Here is an 18,276-nt window from a genome sequence, read left to right as displayed (position 1 = left end):
CAACTCCGGCTAGAGCAGGCCGACCGCGGTATCCACAGCTCTTGTCACGTCCCCGTCGACGGGGTAGAGCAGCGAGCGCCCGGCGACCAGCCCCTGCACGGTGGGCAGATGGAGGGCCTTGCGCCACTTCTCGTACGTCGTGTCCTGGTCGGCGGCCGAGATGTCCCCGCCGAGCAGCACCGTCGGGAGCGTCGAGGTCTCGCAGACCTGCGCCATGTCGTCGGGGTCCTCGGTGACCGGCAGCTTGAGCCAGGTGTAAGCGGAGGTGCCGCCGAGTCCGGAGGCGATGGCGACGGACGTGGTCACCGCCTCGGCGCTCAGGTCGTTCTTCACCTTCCCGTCGACCCGGCGGGAGATGAACGGCTCGACGAAGGTGGGCAGTTCCAGCGCGGCCATGGCGTCGATGGCGCGCGCGGTGGACTCCATGGTGTCCAGCGATCCGGCGTCGTCGTAGTCGATGCGCATCAGCAGCTTGCCGCAGTCGAAGCGGAGCCGGGCGATGTCCTGCGGGCGGTGGCCGGTGAAGCGGTCGTCCATCTCGAAGGACGCGCCGGCGATGCCGCCGCGGTTCATCGAGCCCATCACGACCTTGCCCTCCAGGGCACCCATGAGGAGCAGGTCCTCCAGGATGTCGGCGGTGGCCAGCACCCCGTCGACGCCCGGCCGGGACAGCGCGAGCGAGAGGCGTTCCAGCAGGTCGAAGCGGTCCGCCATGGCCAGCTTGCGGTCACCGACGGCCAGGGCGCCGCGCGCGGGGTGGTCGGCGGCGACGATCATCAGCCGGCCGCTGTCGCCGATGAGGGGGCGGCGGGTGCGGCGGGCCGCGGCTTCCGCGACGGCTTCGGGGTGCCGGGCCCGCAGCCGCACGAGGTCGGAGAGCGGAGTGGTCAAGGCGTAACTCACCTTCTTGAGCGCCCGCGCGGTCCGCGCGGGCGGTGTGCGGCGGTGGGGTCAGCGCTCCGCGAGGAACGCTTCGACCTCGGAGGCGGTGGGCATGGCCGAGGAGCAGGCCAGGCGGGAGGCGACGATGGCGCCGGCGGCGTTGGCGTACCGCATCATGCGCTCCAGGCCCCAGCCGGAGAGCAGGCCGTGCACGAGGGCGCCGCCGAACGAGTCACCCGCACCGAGACCGTTGACGACCTCCACGGGGGTGGGCGGCACCTCGGCGGTGCGGCCGTCACGGTGCACGGCGAGCACGCCCTTGGGGCCCTGCTTGATGACGGCGAGTTCGACGCCCATGTCCAGGAGCGCCTGGGCGCAGGCCTTCGGGTCGCGCACGCCGGTGGCGACCTCGGCCTCGTCGACGTTGCCGACCGCTACGGTGGCGTGCGCCAGCGCCGCTTCGTAGTGCGGCCGCGCGTTCGCCATGGCCTGCGCGCCGGTCTCGCCGCCGTCACCGGAGGCGCCGCCCTGGCCGCCCCAGAACATCGGCCGCCAGTCCAGGTCGAAGACGGTCGTCCCGGACTTGGCGCGGGCCTCCAGGGCGGCGAGCGTCGCGGAGCGGCTGGGCTCCTCGCACAGGCCGGTACCGGTGATCCAGAAGACGCGCGCGGCGCGGATGGCGTCCTGGTCCAGCTCCTCGGGGCGGATGACCAGGTCGGGAGCCTTGGGCCGGCGGTAGAAGTACAGCGGGAAGTCGTCCGGCGGGAAGATCTCGCAGAAGGTGACCGGGGTCGGGTACTGCGCGACGGGGGTCACCCAGCGGTCGTCCACGCCGAAGTCGCGCAGCGCGTTGTGGATGTACGTACCGAAGGGGTCGTCACCGGTGCGGCTGATCACGGCGGTCCGGCGGCCCTGACGGGACGCGGCGACCGCGACGTTGGTGGCCGAGCCGCCCAGGAACTTCCCGAACGTCTCCACCTCGGCCAGCGGGACGCCGGTCTGCAGCGGGTAGATGTCCACTCCGATGCGGCCCATGGTGATCAGGTCAAAGCGGCCGGTGTCGGTCGGCTCGGTCATGTGCGCCCCTTCGGTTCGCCCGGTGCCGGCTGTCGGCTCCGGCCAGGTCGGCTCCGGCACAGGTCTAACGGGACGACGCAACCCCTGTCAACAGTTTGTCCTTACATTCTGACGTCGGCGATGCAATGATGGCGGAATCACCCGGACCCCGGGGAGTCACCTGGGGTTACAAAGTCCTTAAGTCCTTATGTCAGGACGAAGTCTTGACAGGCTCGGCACGCCGATGAAGGCTGAGCGCACCACAACCCCACTCCATCCCTTCCCCCGGTCATCGCCGACCGGCGAGAGGAGAGCCGCACCATGTCCGTACCCAGCGTGAACGTTCCCCGCCTGGACCGGCTCCGCGTCGGATCGGCACCCGACTCCTGGGGCGTCTGGTTCCCCGAGGACGAGCAGCAGGTGCCCTGGGAACACTTCCTGGACGAGGTCAGCGAGGCCGGCTACGAGTGGATCGAGCTGGGCCCGTACGGCTACCTGCCGACCGACCCTGCCGTACTGCACGCCGAGATCGCCAAACGTGACCTGAAGGTGTCGGCCGGCACGATCTTCACCTCGATGCACCGCGGCCCCGACACCTGGGACGCGACCTGGCAGCACGTCAGCGAGGTGGCCACGCTGACCAAGGCGATGAACGCCAACCACCTTGTCGTGATCCCGTCGTTCTGGCGCGACGACAAGACCGCCGAACTCATCGAGCCGAACGAGCTGACCACCGAGCAGTGGAAGCACCTCACCGGCGGCATGGAGCGGCTCGCGAAGCAGGTACGCGACGAGTTCGGCCTGGACATCGTCGTGCACCCGCACGCCGACACCCACATCGACACCGAGGAGCACGTCGAGCGCTTCCTCGACGGCACCGACTCGGATCTGGTCAACCTCTGCCTGGACACCGGCCACTACGCCTACTGCGGCGGCGACAACGTCAAGCTGATCAAGACGTACGGCGAGCGGATCGGCTACCTCCACCTCAAGCAGGTCGACCCCGACATCCTGGCCGACGTCCAGGCCAACGGCACCCCCTTCGGGCCCGCCGTGAAGCAGGGCGTGATGTGCGAGCCGCCGCTCGGCGTACCGGCCCTGCCGCCCGTCCTGGAGGCCGCCCAGGCCCTGGACGTGGACCTCTTCGCCATCGTCGAGCAGGACATGTACCCCTGCCCGCCCTCCCAGCCCTTCCCGATCGCCGAGCGCACCCGCCGCTTCCTGCGCTCCTGCGGCGCCTGACCCGCCCTCACCCCAGGCCATGACCTCGCCCCACATGATCCCGCCGCGCATGACCTCGCCCCGCACCGAATACGCCTTGCGGAAGGGGTACGCCTAGGCGCGAGCAACGGCGGAGCGCCACCTGCCTATCACTCGTAAGAATGAGGACGACATGACGAGGGACGACATGACTTCGTACGGGACGCTCGGGGTGGCGGTCATCGGCACCGGCCGGATGGGCTCGGACCACGTACGCCGCATCAAGAACGTCATCAGCGGCGCGCGGGTCGCCGCCGTGGTGGACATCGACGCCGACCGCGTGAAGGCCATCGCCGACGGCATCGACGGCTGTACGCCCTACACCGACCCGGCCACCGCGATGGACGACCCGGCGGTCGACGCCGTACTGATCGCCTCCCCCGGCCCGGCCCACGAGGCCACCCTGCTCGCCGCGTTCGAGCGGGACCTGCCCGTGCTCTGCGAGAAGCCGCTGACGCCGGACGCCGCTTCCGCGCTGCGCGTGCTGGAGGCCGAGCAGAAGCTGGGCCACCGCCGGGTCCAGGTCGGCTTCATGCGCCGCTACGACGCCGACTACATGAAGCTCAAGGCGCAGCTGGACCAGGGGGCCTTCGGCCGGCCGCTGATGCTGCGCAACAAGCACCGCAACCCCACGGCCCCGCCCGGCTTCACCAACTCCATGATGATCAACGACTCCGCGGTGCACGAGATCGACGTGACCCGCTGGCTGCTGGAGGAGGAGATCACCGCCGTCCGCGTGCTCTTCCCGAAGCCCACCGGCAAGGCCCCCGAGGGCCTGAACGACCCGCAGCTCGTCCTCTTCGAGACCGCCGCCGGCCAGGTCGTCGACACCGAGCTGTTCGTCAACTGCGGCTTCGGCTACCAGGTGCAGTGCGAGGCGGTCTGCACCGACGGCACCGCCCGTGTGGGCGACGACCGCGGCGTGTTCACCAACACCGCCAACGGCTGGGGCGGCGCCATCGACCCCGGCTTCGAGGACCGTTTCGTCGACGCCTACGACCGTCAGGTGCAGCGCTGGGTGGACGCCACCCGCCGCGGCGAGGTCGAGGGCCCCAGCTGCTGGGACGGCTACGCCGCCGCCGCGGTATGCGAGGCCGGCGTCCGCGCCCAGGAGACCGGCGAGCGCATCACCGTCGAGCTGATCGAACGGCCGGCTCTGTACCGCTGACCCGCACGTTCCCCTGTAGCGGTGACCGTCACGTGTACCGCTGACCGTCACGTGTAGCGGTGACCGTCACGTCCCTTCATTGCGCCGACTGTCGCGGCACCTCGTACCGCTGATCCGCCGGCCCCCGTCGGTGCCGGTGTTCGGACCGCCACCGTGGGGCTCCGTCATGGGCTCCGTCGTGTGCTCCGTCCGGACCCCGGGCTTCTCCCGTACTTTGAAAGGCTGCCCCTCCGTGAAGATCGCCCTCGACCCCTACATGTTCCGGAACGTTCCACTGCTCGAACTGCCCGGTGTCGTCGCCGAGCTGGGCTTCGAGTGGATCGAGCTGTCGCCGCGCGAGGACTTCAACCCGTTCTTCCTCCACCCGCGTGTGGACGACGGCACCGTACAGAAGTTCCGCAAGGAGCTGACCGCGGCGGGTGTCGGCATTTCCTCCGTCCTGCCCCTGTACAAGTGGTCCTCCCCGGACGAGGACGAGCGGCAGGCCGCCGTCCGCTACTGGAAGCGGGCCATCCAGATCACCGCCGACCTCGGCGTCTCCGCGATGAACTCGGAGTTCAACGGGCGCCCCGAGAAGGCCGACACGAGTGAGGGCCAGTTCTGGCGCTCTCTGGAGGAGCTGCTCCCGGTCTTCGAGCGGGAGGGCATCACGCTCGCCCTGGAGCCGCACCCGGACGACTTCATCGAGGACGGCCACGCCGCCGTCGACATGATCCGCGGCATCAACAACCCGCTGGTGTCCTTCCTGTACTGCGCGCCGCACACCTTCCATCAGGGCAACGACGCGCCGGGCATCCTGAAGCACGCGGGCGATCTGACCACCGCCGTCCACCTGGCCGACTCCTTCGACCACACCGGCTCCTCCGGGCTGCGCTACATCGTCAACCCTTCCCCTAGCTCTTCGAGCTGGGGGATGCCCCAAGGTTCGGCCGTACGCATCCACCAGCACCTGGACATGGGCCAGGGCGAGGTCGACTTCGACGAGCTCTTCCGTGAGCTGGCCGCCAACGGCTTCGACGGCACCCTGGTCTCCTCCGTCTTCGCCTGGGAGGAGCGTGCGAAGGAGTCGTCACGTTTCATGCGGGCCAAGATCGACGAGTACGTCACCCGCCACTGGAGCTGAGCCCATGTTCGCCGCACCGACCGAACCGGACGCGCCCGTCCACGAGGGTCAGGCCCCCGCCGTGACGGCAGGCCGCGCCAAGCGCTTCATCGTCGGCATCGCTGCCATTGCCGCCATCGGCGGTGCCCTGTTCGGCTACGACACCGGAGTCGTCTCCGGGGCTCTCCCGTTCATGGAGGAGCACTTCGGGCTCACCTCGCTCGGCGAGGGCGTCATCACCAGCGCCCTGCTGATCGGCGCGGCCTTCGGCTCCCTCACGGGCGGCCGGATGTCCGACCGGCTGGGCCGCCGCAACTCCCTGCTCTGGTCGGGCGCGGTGTTCATCGCGGGCGCGATCGCCGTCGCGCTCGCGCCCTCGGTCCCGTTCATGGTGGTGGCGCGCTTCGTCCTCGGCCTCGCCGTGGGCAGCGCGTCCGTCATCACCCCGCTCTACCTCTCGGAGATCGCCCCGCCGCACATCCGGGGGCGGCTGGTCTCCTTCAACTCCCTGATGATCGTCAGCGGTCAGCTGCTGGCGTACCTCATCAACGCGGTGCTCGCGCACTGGGAGGCGTGGCGCTGGATGCTCGGCCTGGCCGCGCTGCCCGCGATCGCCCTCTTCGTCGGCCTGTTCTTTCTGCCGGACACCCCGCGCTGGTACATGAGCAAGGGGCGTACGAGGGAGGCCGGCGCGGTCCTGCGGCGCACCCTGCCGGCCGCTGAGGTGGACGACGAGCTGGCCCGCATCGAGCAGGCCCGAGCCCTGGAGACGAGCGCTCAGCGCGGCGCCTGGCAGGAGCTGCGTACCCCTTGGGTGCGTCGGCTTCTGCTGGTCGGGATCGGCCTGTCGATCGTCCAGCAGATCACCGGTGTCAACGCGGTCATCTATTTCGCCCCGAAGATCCTGCTGACCACCGGCCTGGCTACCAACGCCGCGATCACCGCCACTATCGCGGTCGGTGCGATCTCGGTCGTGGCCACGGCGATCGGGATGTCGCTGATCGACAAGGTCGGCCGGCGCCCGATGCTGATCTGGGGGCTGACGGGGATGACCGTGTCCCTGGCTCTGCTGGGCGCCTCGTTCCACCTCCCGAGGTCCACCGGCATCAGCTTCCTCGTGCTGGGCCTGATGGTGGTCTACATGGCCTTCATGCAGGCGACCTTGAACACGGGTGTGTGGCTGTTGCTCGCCGAGATGTTCCCGCTGAAGGTGCGGGGGCTGGCCATGGGGGCCGCGGTATTCGTGATGTGGCTGGTCAACTTCGCGGTCGCCCTGCTCTTTCCGGTGCTGCTGGACGCGGCCGGCGCGTCGGTCACGTTCTGGCTGTTCGGGGTGGCGTGCGTGCTGTCGCTGGTCTTCTGCAAGCGGTACGCGCCGGAGACCAAGGGCATGGCCCTGGAGGACCTGGAGCACGAGCTGCGCAGGGCGGCGGCGCACACGTGAGCCGGTCCGGCGCACCACGGGATGGGAACGGGCTGAGAACGGGTTGAGGCAGGGCCGGGCGCGGGGGCTGCCCGGCCCTTCTCCGTATGCGAGCGTCCCCACTCTCGTGTCCTTCGTGCGGCTCCCTCGTGTCACTCGTGCGGCTCGGTCGTGGCCCTCGTGCGCGGCTTCCTCGTGTCGTTCGTGCGGCGACGCGGCTTCTTCGTACGGCAACAGCCGTCCGGGGCGCGTCACGGTCGTCACCGTTACGCGGGTCTTCCGTCACAGGCCCTCGACAGGCTGTCCCCGTCGCTCAAGGACCTCGTTGCACCAGGCACAGGCTGAGTGATCACCAAGCCGTACGCAGTTCCCCCGCGGGCTCCTTCGGGCCGCCCTGCGTACGGCCGAGGGAGGTGCGCAGAACATGACCGACCGGAGGCTCTGGTCGTACAAGGAGATCGCCGCACACATCCGGGTCCAGCCGGACACGGTGCGCTCCTACCGTAAGCACGGGCTGCTGCCACCACCCGACCTCGTGGAGGGCGGGAAACCGTACTGGTTTGCCGACACCGTACGGGAGTGGGTGGCCCGCCGGCCGGGGCACCGCGGCAGGCGCGACCGCGAGGGCTGAGCGCCCGGTATTCGTCCACAGGCCCCGCATCGTCCGGTGCGGGGCCGTTCCATGCGCCTCGGGGCGGGGCCCGCCGTCGCGCCTCAGTACGGGCCACTGCATGCGCCTCAGTGCGGAGCCGTCGCCGTGCCTCAGTACGGGGCCGTCGCTGTGCCTCGGATCTCCAGGGCGGGTGCGACGAGTTGTCGTTCGGCCGGCCGGGACGGGTGGTCCATGCGCTCCAGGAGACACCGGGCCGCCCGCCGGCCCACTTCGTGGCCGGCGTTGTCCACCGTCGTCAGCCACAGGTGCCGGATCCGGGCGAGGTAGGTGTTGTCGCAGCCGATGAGGGAGAGGTCGCGGGGTACGTCGAGCCCCAGTTCCTGCGCGGCGGAGAGGACGCCGACGGCCGCGATGTCGTTGAACGCGAAGACTGCGGTGGGCCGTTCGCCGCCGCGCGTGCCGCCGAGCAGCCGTACGGCGGCACGGTAGCCGCCTTCCTCCGTCGCGTCGCTGGGTGCCATCACGATGCCGCTTTCGAGGCCGTGCTCGCGCATCGCCGCTTCGTAGCCGTGGCGGCGCAGCGCGCCGACGCTGCCCTGGCCCATGATGTGCGCGATCCGTCGGTGCCCGAGGGTGATGAGGTGCTCGGTGGCCAGTCGCGCGCCGCGCTCGTCGTCGTTGGCGACGGTGTCCACCCGGGGCAGCTCCGGGTCGTGGGTGCCGGCGACGACCGTAGGCAGCCGTCCGGCGGCCTCCGCGAGCGCGCCGGTGTCCGGCAGTGTGCCGACCGCGACGAGGCCGTCCACGCGCAGCTCGGCGAAGGCGCGGGTGAAGTCCTCGCCCGTCCGTCGGCTGAGCCGTCCGTCGGCCATCAGCATGCGCAGGCCGTGCTCGTGCAGTACGGAGTTCAGGCCGTCCAGCAGCTCCACGAACCAGGGGTTGCGCATGTCGTTGAGCAGTACGCCGACGGTGTGCGTGCGGCGGGCCACGAGGCTGCGCGCGGCGGCGTTGGGCCGGTAGTCCAGCTCCCGGACGGCGTCCAGGACGGCGGCCCGCTTGGCGTCGCTGACCTGCGGCGAGCCACGGAGTACGAGGGAGACCAGCGACTTGGAGACCCCCGCGTGCTCGGCGACACTGCGGATCGTCGGCGGCCTCTCCAGCTTCTCGGCGGACCCTTTGGACCGTTCCATAAGTCGAGATCGTTCCACCCACCCCATCTCTCCGTCAATGGACGCCAAAGACCGCCAAAGAGAGACAATAGACGTCAACGGACGTCAACGACCGTCAACGGGAGGCCGAAAAGCCCCGCCCCCGAGGGTTGACACGACTATGTAAGGACATGCAAGGTTCCGGAACAGGGAGTTGGACCGTTCCAAAGTTCCATTCCGAAGCTCCGTTTCAAAGCACCGTTCCAAAGCAGCCGGCCGCCGACGCGGTCGCGCGCGCCTCCATCAGTCGTGCCTCCACCAAGGGAGTGGCAGCTATGAAGCTCGGCCTCATCGGCACCGGCCGCATCGGCACGTTCCACGCCGAGACCCTGAAGGGCGTCCCCGGCGTGCACGAGGTTGTCGTCGCGGACGCGGACACCGCCCGCGCCCGTGAACTGGCGGACAAGCTCGGCGTCCGGGCGGCGGCCACCATCGAGGACATGTACGCGGACGGCGTCGACGGCGTGGTGATCACCGCTGCCACCAGCGCCCACGCCGCCCTCATCCACCAGGCCCTGGACCACGGCGTCCCGGTCTTCTGCGAGAAGCCGGTGGCGCTGGACGTCCCGGGCACCCTCAGCGTCGTCGAACGCGCGGCACACAGCCCCGCCCCCGTACAGATCGGCTTCCAGCGCCGCTTCGACGCGGGCTACAACGCCACCCGCGACGCGCTCCGCGCCGGCGAACTGGGCTGGCTGCACACCCTGCGCGCCTGCACCTCGGACCAAACGCCGCCGCCCGCCGCGTACATCCCCACCTCCGGCGGCCTCTTCCGTGACTGCTCCATCCACGACTTCGACATCCTGCGCTGGCTGACCGGCCGTGAGGTCGTCTCGGTCTTCGCTCAGGGTGCCAACAAGGGCGAGCCGTTCTTCGCCGACGGCGACGACGTCGACACCTGCGCCGCGCTGCTCCGCTTCGACGACGACACCCTCGCCACGGTCACCGCGACCCGTTACAACGGCGCGGGCCATGACGTGCGGCTGGAGGTCTGCGGCTCCAAGGGCGCCCGCTTCGTCGGCCTGGACGACCGCGCCCCGATGCCCACCGCCGAGGCCACGCTGTCCTGGCAGCAGGCCACCCCGTACGCGACGTTCATGGAGCGCTTCCACGCCGCGTACGTCACCGAACTGACGGCCTTCACGGAGGTCGCGGCGGGCCGCACGGAGAACCCCTGCCCGGCCGCCGACGCCCTCGAAGCGCTCTACATCGCCGAGGCGTGCGAGCGTTCGCGCCGTACCGGCGAGCCGGTCGCGCTCGCCGACGTCCGCGCCTGAGCCACGCCGTCACCGTGCTCGGCCCGGCGCTCCTCCCGCTGCTCACCCCGGTGGTGGCCGCACTGCTGGCGGGCCTCTCCTAGACCGCCCTCAGCGGCGTGGCCGCCGTCGGCGTGGCCCTGCTCACCCCGGACGTCCTCCTGCTGGACGCCGTCCTGCTTCCCGCCGTTCTGCTCGGTGCCCGCCTCGGCCGTCGCTGCATCCACCGCATCGACCTGCCCCTCTTCACCCGGCTCGCCCTTCTCCTCACCACGCTCGCCGGCCTCAACCTGCTCCGCCGACCGGGCCGGCGGGCGTCCCAGCGCCACGTGCTGCACGAGGGCCGTCACGCCGCAGACGACGGCAGAGAGGCCGAGGCTCAGGGCCAGGGCGGGAACGAAGGAGCGGGTGGCGGTGGTGCCGAGGTATCCGAGGCCCACCGAGTACGACGCCCAGAGCGTTTCGGCGATGGCGCAGCCGAGGAGGTAGCGGCGCACCGGGTACCGGACGAGTCCGGTGACGAGCGCCGCGGCGACCCGCCCTGCCGGGAGGAAGCGAACGCCCGCCACGAAGGGCACGCCGTACCGGTCGACGAGCAGGGACGTCCGCTCCAGGAGCGTCCGGCGGCGCGGGCGGCGGTTCGCCCAGGCGCGTACCGGGCGTGCGAAGCGCCGCGCGGCCAGGTGGAGCAGCAGGTCGCCGAGGAGCGCGCTGCCGGCGACGACGGCGAGGACGAGGGCCAGATGGAGGTCGCCGTCGGCGGCGAGGACGCCGGCCCAGGCGAGCAGGGCGGCGTTGGGTACCAGTGGTGGCGCGGTGGTCAGCGCCAGCAGTCCGTACATGGCGAGCGCGTTCACTGCGGTCCCGCCTCCTCCGCCCTGCGTCTCCTCCCCCGTGCGTCCCGGTGCTGTCTTTTCCGGACCGTTTCCGTCCCACCCGAACGGTTCCGAACGGTTCCGGTCTCCTCCTGTCCGGTCCGGGCCTTTCCTGCCCTTCCAGACTCGTCCCGGGGCTGCCGGACGGCAATGTTTCCGGCGCGGCGGGAGGGTTTTGCCGTGCATACCCCATAGGGGTATAGAGTGGACTCGGGAACCACGAAACACTCACCGTCACCCCGGCACAAGGAGAGTCCCATGACCGCACCGGCCGACCAGCCCGTCACCACCACCTACAAGGTCACCGGCATGACCTGCGGTCACTGCGAAGGCGCGGTGAAGGAGGAGATCTCGGAGATCGCCGGCGTCAGCTCGGTCGAGGCCGCCGCCGCGACCGGTCTCGTCACCGTCGTCTCGCAGGCCCCGCTCGACGAGGAGGCCGTACGCGCCGCCGTCGACGAGGCCGGCTACGAGCTCGTGGGCCAGGCCTGATCCCATGCCGGACACCACGTCGCAGGCGCAGGTCGAGCTGGCCATCGGCGGCATGACCTGCGCCTCGTGCGCCGCGCGCGTGGAGAAGAAGCTCAACCGCATGGAGGGCGTCACCGCCACCGTCAACTACGCGACGGAGAAGGCGAAGGTCGCCTACGACGCCGGCGTGGAGATCGCCGATCTCATCGCCACCGTGGAGCGGACGGGTTACACGGCGCGCGAGCCGGAGCCCGAGCCGCCCGCCCCCGCTCCGGACGCCCGCGACGAGCCCCCGGCCGGCCCTCAGGACGGCCCGGACCAGCCCCTGACCACCCTGCGGCAGCGGCTGATCGTGTCGGCGGTACTCGCCGCGCCCGTCGTCGCGCTGTCGATGATTCCCGCTCTCCAGTTCGACAACTGGCAGTGGCTCTGCCTGACGCTGGCCGCGCCGGTCGTCGTCTGGGGCGCGTACCCCTTCCACCGTGCGGCCTGGACGAACCTGCGGCACGGCGCCGCCACGATGGACACCCTGGTCTCCCTCGGCACGCTGGCCGCGTTCGGCTGGTCGCTGTGGGCACTGTTCTTCGGGGACGCCGGAATGCCGGGGATGCGGCACGGCTTCGACCCGACGGCCCGCGCAGGGGACGGCTCCTCGGCGATCTACCTGGAGGCAGCGGCCGGCGTCACGGCGTTCCTGCTGCTCGGTCGCTATCTGGAGGCCCGCTCCAAGCGGAAGGCGGGCGCGGCGCTGCGCGCACTGATGGACCTGGGCGCCAAGGACGTCACGGTCCTGCGGAACGGCCGGGAGGTACGGGAGCCGGTGGACCGGCTGGCCGTCGGCGACCGGTTCGTCGTACGGCCCGGGGAGAAGATCGCCACCGACGGCACGGTGCTGCAGGGCGCGTCGGCCGTGGACGCCTCGATGCTCACCGGCGAGTCCGTACCGGTAGACGTGGGCCCGGGTGACGCGGTGGCGGGCGCGACCGTGAACACCGCCGGCAGGCTGGTCGTCGAGGCCACCCGTATCGGTGCCGACACCCGGCTCGCGCGGATGGCGCGGCTGGTGGAGGACGCGCAGAGCGGCAAGGCCGAGGCGCAGCGGCTCGCGGACCGGATCTCCGCCGTCTTCGTGCCGGTGGTGCTGGTGATCGCCCTCGCGACGCTCGTCGTGCGCCTGCTGGTGACGGGGGACGCCACGCTGTCGTTCACGGCGGCGGTCGCGGTCCTGATCATCGCCTGCCCGTGCGCGCTGGGGCTGGCGACGCCGACCGCACTGATGGTGGGTACGGGCCGGGGTGCCCAGCTCGGCATTCTGATCAAGGGGCCCGAGGTGCTGGAGTCCACCCGGCGGGTCGACACGGTCGTCCTGGACAAGACCGGCACGGTCACGACCGGGCGGATGAGCCTGTACGAGGCGGTCCCGGCGGCGGACACGGACGAGAAGACGCTGCTGCGGCTCGCCGGCGCCCTGGAGCACGCGTCCGAGCATCCGGTGGCCCGCGCCGTCGCGGAGGGCGCTCAGGAGCGCGTGGGGGACCTTCCCGCGGTCGAGCGCTTCGAGAACGTACCGGGCCTGGGCGTGCGCGGCACGGTGGACGGCCACGAGGTCGTGGTGGGGCGGGAACGGCTGCTGGCCGGGGCCCCGGGCGCTTCGGCCCCCGCGGCCCCCTCGGCCCCTGACGGCGGCTTCGAGGGCGCGGATCTGCCCGCCGGGCTCGCCACCGCCCGGGACCGCGCCGAGGCCGCGGGGCGTACGACCGTCCTGGTCGCGTGGGACGGGCGGGCGCGCGGAGTGCTGTCCGTCTCCGACACCGTGAAGGACGGCAGTACGGAGGCGGTGGAGCGACTGCGGGCGCTCGGCCTGACGCCCGTCCTGCTCACCGGCGACAACGAGGCCGTGGCGGCGAGCGTCGCCCGTGAGGTGGGCATCGCGGCGGACCAGGTGTTCGCCGAGGTCATGCCGGAGGACAAGGTCGCGGTCGTCCGGCGGCTCCAGGAGCGGGGACGGTCGGTGGCCATGGTCGGGGACGGCGTGAACGACGCCGCCGCGCTGGCCCAGGCCGATCTGGGGCTGGCCCTCGGGACCGGTACGGACGCGGCCATCGAGGCCGGCGATCTCACGCTCGTCCGCGGGGATCTGCGCGTGGCGGCCGACGCCATCCGGCTCGCGCGGCGTACGCTCGGCACCATCAAGGGCAATCTGTTCTGGGCGTTCGGCTACAACGTCGCGGCGATCCCGCTCGCGGTGGCCGGGCTGCTGGACCCGATGATCGCGGGCGCGGCGATGGCGTTCTCGTCGGTCTTCGTGGTGACGAACAGCCTGCGGCTGCGGTCCTTCCGGTAGCGCCCGGCGCGAGGCCCGGGAGGGACGTCCGCGGGGGTTGCGGAATTCCCGCCCCCGCCCGGAAATCCCGTGGGGTTCTTCACGGATTGGGGACCTTCACACAGTTCTCACAACCCGCACCGTACCCATACACTGGGGCCCCGATCTCCTGATCGGGGCCCTTGACCGTATTCGCCCGATATGGCAAGAGACCCAGATCACAGAGGTTCGGACGTAACCATTCGAGGGGGTCGTGAGTCTAACCGTGCAGTACAAGCACCCCGGCGGGGCTTGTACTCGACAACCGGACCGGTCTTGGGGGACTTCGTCCGGTTACGCGTAGCCGGGGCGACGTGCCCGGGGAGCTTTGAGCGGCCCTCCCGTACGTGCGCGTCCCGGCAGATCGCGTAAGGCAGTAGAGCAGGGTGCCCTCAATGGACGCCCGGACGGATCCCGTGGGGGGAATCCGAACCGGGAAAGGGAAGCGCCCCCCGCTCCGGACCCGTGGGGGGATCTGGAGCGAGGGGCGCTTTCCGCTTTCACGACGCGGAGCCGCGGCTGCCGCACGCAGGAGACCGGCCCGCCCTGCGGACCGGTCTGCGGAGCGTCCGGTGTCAGCGCTGCTCGACCGGGACGAAGTCGCGCTCGACCACGCCGGTGTAGATCTGGCGCGGACGGCCGATGCGGGAGCCCGGCTCCTTGATCATCTCGTGCCACTGGGCGATCCAGCCGGGGAGCCGGCCGAGCGCGAAGAGCACGGTGAACATCTCGGTCGGGAAGCCCATGGCCCGGTAGATCAGGCCGGTGTAGAAGTCCACGTTCGGGTAGAGCTTGCGCTCGACGAAGTAGTCGTCGGCCAGCGCGTGCTCCTCGAGCTTCAGCGCGATGTCCAGCAGCTCGTCGGACTTGCCGAGCGCGGAGAGGACGTCGTGCGCCGCCGCCTTGATGATCTTCGCCCGGGGGTCGAAGTTCTTGTAGACGCGGTGCCCGAAGCCCATGAGCTTCACGCCGTCTTCCTTGTTCTTCACCTTGCGGATGAAGGTGTCGACGTCGCCGCCGTCGCGCTGGATGCCCTCCAGCATCTCCAGCACGGACTGGTTGGCGCCGCCGTGCAGCGGGCCCCACAGCGCGTTGATGCCGGCGGAGATCGAAGCGAAGAGGTTCGCCTGCGAGGAGCCGACCAGGCGCACGGTCGAGGTGGAGCAGTTCTGCTCGTGGTCGGCGTGCAGGATCAGCAGCTTGTCCAGGGCGCTGGTGACGACCGGGTCCAGATCGTACTCGGCGGCGGGCACCGAGAAGGTCATGCGCAGGAAGTTCTCGACGTAGCCGAGGTCGTTGCGCGGGTAGACCACCGGGTGGCCGACCGACTTCTTGTACGCGTACGCCGCGATCGTCGGCAGCTTGGCCAGCAGGCGGATGCTGGAGAGGTACCGCTGCTGCTCGTCGAACGGGTTGTGGCTGTCCTGGTAGAAGGTGGACAGCGCGCTGACGACCGAGGACAGCATGGCCATCGGGTGGGCGTCCCGCGGGAAGCCGTCGTAGAAGCGCTTGACGTCCTCGTGGAGCAGCGTGTGGTACGTGATGTCCTGCTTGAAGGACGACAGCTCATCGACGGTCGGCAGCTCGCCGTTGATGAGCAGGTACGCGGTCTCGATGAACGAGCTGCGCTCCGCGAGCTGCTCGATCGGGTAACCGCGGTACCGGAGAATGCCCGCTTCACCGTCGAGATAGGTGATCGCGGATTTATATGCGGCCGTATTGCCGTAACCGGAATCCAGGGTCACCAGACCGGTCTGTGCGCGCAGCTTCGAGATGTCGAAGCCCTTGTCGCCGACGCTGCTGTCGACGACCGGGTAGGAGTATTCGCCGTCCCCGTAACGCAGTACTACAGAGTTGTCGCTCACGTCATCCCTCACCGACGTTGTGCCTCTTCTTCGAGGTGCCCTGACTGCCTATACCTTCCCCCATTTGGACCTTGCCTGTGCACTCGGGGTCGGCCATAGGGCCTTAACGCGGCACTCAGTGCCGCCCAGCTGCCCCATCTTGCTCCCCTTCGCCCCAAAGGGGAAAGGGGTGACACCTCACATCGTGCCGCCAAGCCGGTGATCCAGCGCGGTGTGCCTGCGACCCGCCGATATCGTCCGCACCGCTTGGCCCAGGGCCCTCCGGGACCCCACCAGCACCACCAATCGCTTTGCCCGGGTAACTGCTGTATAGAGAAGATTGCGCTGCAGCATCATCCACGCCCCTGTCGTGACAGGAATCACCACTGCCGGGTACTCACTTCCCTGCGAACGGTGGATCGTCACCGCGTACGCGTGGGCCAATTCGTCCAGCTCGTCGAAGTCGTACGGCACCTCCTCGTCCTCGTCGGTACGGACCGTCAGCCGCTGCTCCTCGACGCTCAGGGTCGTGACCACGCCGACCGTGCCGTTGAAGACGCCGTTGCGGCCCTTCTCGTAGTTGTTCCGTATCTGGGTGACCTTGTCGCCCACGCGGAAAACGCGGCCGCCGAAACGGCGCTCGGGGAGGTCGGGGCGGGCCGGGGTGACCGCCTGCTGCAGGAGGCCGTTCAGTGTCCCGGCACCGGCCGGGCCGCGGTGCATCGGGGCCAGCACCTGGACGTCCCGGCGGGGGTCCAGGCCGAACTTCGCCGGGATCCGCCGGGCCGCCACGTCGACCGTCAGTCGGCCGGCCTCCTCGGTGTCCTCCTCCGGGAACAGGAAGAAGTCCGCCAGCCCGGTCGTGATCGGCGGCGTGCCGGCGTTGATGCGGTGCGCGTTGGTCACCACGCCCGAATGCTGCGCCTGCCGGAAGATCCGGGTCAGCCGTACGGCGGGCACCGGGCCGCCCTCCGCGAGCAGGTCCCGCAGCACCTCGCCCGCCCCCACGGACGGCAGCTGGTCGACATCGCCCACGAGGAGCAGGTGGGCACCCGGGGGCACGGCCTTGACCAGCTTGTTGGCGAGCAGGAGATCCAGCATCGACGCCTCGTCGACCACCACCAGGTCGGCGTCCAGCGGGCGGTCCTGGTCGTACGCGGCGTCCCCGCCGGGCTTCAGCTCCAGCAGCCGGTGCACCGTGGCGGCCTCCGCGCCGGTCAGCTCGGAGAGCCGCTTGGCCGCCCGCCCGGTCGGCGCCGCCAGCACCACCTTCGCCCTCTTGGCGCGGGCCAGCTCCACCACCGAGCGGACCGTGAAGGACTTGCCGCAGCCGGGGCCGCCGGTGAGCACCGCGACCTTCTCGGTCAGCGCCAGCTTCACGGCCGCCTCCTGCTCGGGCGCGAGCTGCGCTCCCGTGCGGTCCGCGAGCCACGCCAGAGCCTTGTCCCAGGCGACGTCACGGAAGGCCGGCATCCGGTCCTCCTCGCTGCGCAGGAGCCGCCGCAGGCGCCCGGCCAGGGACAGCTCGGCGCGGTGGAAGGGGACCAGGTAGACGGCTGTCACGGGGTCCCCGCCGTCCGGCGCCGGCACCGTCTCCCGGACGACGCCCTCCGGGTCCGCCGCCAGCTCCGCCAGGCACTCGATCACCAGGCCGGTGTCGACCTGGAGCAGCTTCACGGAGTCGGCGATCAGCTGCTCCTCGGGCAGGAAGCAGTGCCCCTGGTCGGTGGACTGGGACAGCGCGTACTGCAGGCCGGCCTTCACCCGGTCCGGGCTGTCGTGCGGGATGCCGACCGACTGGGCGATGCGGTCCGCGGTCAGGAAGCCGATGCCCCAGACGTCGGCCGCGAGGCGGTACGGCTGGTTGCGTACGACGGAGATGGAGGCGTCGCCGTACTTCTTGTAGATGCGCACCGCGATGGAGGTGGACACCCCGACGCCCTGGAGGAAGACCATGACCTCCTTGATGGCCTTCTGCTCCTCCCAGGCCGCGCCGATCATCTTCGTCCGTTTCGGGCCGAGCCCGGGCACCTCGATGAGGCGCTTCGGGTCCTGCTCGATGACGTCGAGGGTGTCCGTGCCGAAGTGCTCGGTGATGCGGTCGGCGATGCGGGGGCCGATGCCTTTGATCAGGCCGGAGCCGAGGTAGCGGCGGATGCCCTGGACGGTGGCGGGCAGGACCGTCCGGTAGTTCTCGACGGTGAACTGGCGGCCGTACTGGGGGTGGGAGCCCCAGCGGCCCTCCATGCGCAGCGATTCACCGGGCTGGGCGCCGAGGAGCGCGCCGACGACCGTCAGCAGGTCGTTGCCACCACGGCCGGTGTCCACGCGCGCGACGGTGTAGCCGTTCTCCTCGTTGGCGTAGGTGATCCGCTCCAGGACGCCTTCGACGACGGCAAGTCCTCCGGGATGTCCGGGCCCTCCCCCGTGTGATCGCTGCATGGTCCGACGGTACCGCCGGGGTCGGACACGGCCGGGAGCCTGTGGAAAACCCCGTTTCCGGTCCGCACGGCCGGTGCCCGAGCGGTCACTTCGAGGGGCCCGGCGCTGCCGGGCCCCTCGATTCCCCCTCGGGTTCCCCCTCCACATCGGCGCCCGGTCATCCCCCCCGGATTCCCCCACGGGCACTGATGCCCTGTACGACCCTCCACGAGGCGGAACGGTTGCGTCGTTCCGCTCCTCTTTCGGCGCAGTTCTTGTCACGGTCCGCGCCCGTACACACGGCGCACACGGCGCGTTCACCGCCGCCACGAGCC

Annotated in this window: 14 protein-coding genes; 8 read left to right on the top strand and 6 right to left on the bottom strand. The window is 70.5% G+C overall.

What is annotated here, in order from left to right:
• Positions 1–9 precede the first annotated feature (9 nt).
• Entirely contained in the window at positions 10–891 is an 882-nt protein-coding gene (locus ACIGQF_RS18960; RefSeq protein ID WP_399711385.1) for a deoxyribose-phosphate aldolase, read from the bottom strand.
• Positions 892–951: 60 nt separating this feature from the next.
• Entirely contained in the window at positions 952–1,959 is a 1,008-nt protein-coding gene (gene iolC / locus ACIGQF_RS18955; protein ID WP_399711383.1) for a 5-dehydro-2-deoxygluconokinase, read from the bottom strand.
• Positions 1,960–2,259: 300 nt separating this feature from the next.
• Here iolC and ACIGQF_RS18950 point away from each other — a divergent pair, with 300 nt between their 5' ends.
• From ACIGQF_RS18950 to ACIGQF_RS18930, 5 genes are all read left to right on the top strand, one after another.
• Positions 2,260–3,180: a sugar phosphate isomerase/epimerase family protein gene (locus ACIGQF_RS18950; protein WP_399711381.1), complete on the top strand. Its 921-nt coding sequence runs from the start codon at positions 2,260–2,262 to the stop codon at positions 3,178–3,180.
• Positions 3,181–3,346: 166 nt separating this feature from the next.
• On the top strand, positions 3,347–4,366 hold the full coding sequence (locus ACIGQF_RS18945; RefSeq protein ID WP_399711680.1) for a Gfo/Idh/MocA family protein: 1,020 nt from the start codon (positions 3,347–3,349) through the stop codon (positions 4,364–4,366).
• A 232-nt stretch (positions 4,367–4,598) separates the two neighbouring features.
• A complete protein-coding gene (locus tag ACIGQF_RS18940) occupies positions 4,599–5,489 on the top strand; it encodes a sugar phosphate isomerase/epimerase family protein (protein WP_399711379.1) in 891 nt (296 codons plus the stop codon).
• 4 nt (positions 5,490–5,493) lie between these two features.
• On the top strand, positions 5,494–6,912 hold the full coding sequence (locus tag ACIGQF_RS18935; RefSeq protein WP_399711377.1) for a sugar porter family MFS transporter: 1,419 nt from the start codon (positions 5,494–5,496) through the stop codon (positions 6,910–6,912).
• Positions 6,913–7,315: 403 nt separating this feature from the next.
• Positions 7,316–7,522 (top strand): helix-turn-helix transcriptional regulator, encoded by a 207-nt coding sequence (locus ACIGQF_RS18930; protein ID WP_399711375.1) that lies wholly within the window; start codon positions 7,316–7,318, stop codon positions 7,520–7,522.
• A gap of 131 nt (positions 7,523–7,653) precedes the next feature.
• Here ACIGQF_RS18930 and ACIGQF_RS18925 read toward each other — a convergent pair whose 3' ends face one another.
• Positions 7,654–8,694, bottom strand: a complete 1,041-nt coding sequence (locus ACIGQF_RS18925; protein ID WP_399711373.1) for a LacI family DNA-binding transcriptional regulator — start codon at positions 8,692–8,694, stop codon at positions 7,654–7,656.
• Between the two features lie 293 nt (positions 8,695–8,987).
• On the opposite strand from ACIGQF_RS18925, the gene ACIGQF_RS18920 reads away from it, so the two are divergent.
• Complete coding sequence (locus ACIGQF_RS18920; RefSeq protein WP_399711371.1) at positions 8,988–9,989, top strand: Gfo/Idh/MocA family oxidoreductase; 1,002 nt, start codon at positions 8,988–8,990, stop codon at positions 9,987–9,989.
• On the opposite strand, the gene ACIGQF_RS18915 is transcribed toward ACIGQF_RS18920, so the two are convergent.
• The gene (locus tag ACIGQF_RS18915) at positions 9,917–10,825 is read right to left on the bottom strand and encodes a DedA family protein (protein ID WP_399711369.1); all 909 of its coding nucleotides are present in this window, start codon (positions 10,823–10,825) and stop codon (positions 9,917–9,919) included. The genes ACIGQF_RS18920 and ACIGQF_RS18915 overlap by 73 nt on opposite strands.
• A gap of 276 nt (positions 10,826–11,101) precedes the next feature.
• Here ACIGQF_RS18915 and ACIGQF_RS18910 point away from each other — a divergent pair, with 276 nt between their 5' ends.
• Together ACIGQF_RS18910 and ACIGQF_RS18905 are read left to right on the top strand one after the other, a co-directional pair.
• On the top strand, positions 11,102–11,335 hold the full coding sequence (locus ACIGQF_RS18910; protein ID WP_052866971.1) for a heavy-metal-associated domain-containing protein: 234 nt from the start codon (positions 11,102–11,104) through the stop codon (positions 11,333–11,335).
• A gap of 4 nt (positions 11,336–11,339) precedes the next feature.
• A complete protein-coding gene (locus tag ACIGQF_RS18905) occupies positions 11,340–13,658 on the top strand; it encodes a heavy metal translocating P-type ATPase (protein ID WP_399711366.1) in 2,319 nt (772 codons plus the stop codon).
• A 593-nt stretch (positions 13,659–14,251) separates the two neighbouring features.
• Here ACIGQF_RS18905 and ACIGQF_RS18900 read toward each other — a convergent pair.
• Positions 14,252–15,541 (bottom strand): citrate synthase, encoded by a 1,290-nt coding sequence (locus ACIGQF_RS18900; RefSeq protein ID WP_399711364.1) that lies wholly within the window; start codon positions 15,539–15,541, stop codon positions 14,252–14,254.
• 177 nt (positions 15,542–15,718) lie between these two features.
• Positions 15,719–17,962, bottom strand: a complete 2,244-nt coding sequence (locus tag ACIGQF_RS18895; protein ID WP_399711361.1) for an ATP-dependent RecD-like DNA helicase — start codon at positions 17,960–17,962, stop codon at positions 15,719–15,721.
• Between the last annotated feature and the right edge of the window lie 314 nt (positions 17,963–18,276).

It is taken from the genome of Streptomyces sp. NPDC053560, from assembly GCF_044544605.1.
Lineage (GTDB): Bacteria > Actinomycetota > Actinomycetes > Streptomycetales > Streptomycetaceae > Streptomyces.
This window is presented reverse-complemented; position numbering and strand designations above follow the sequence as displayed.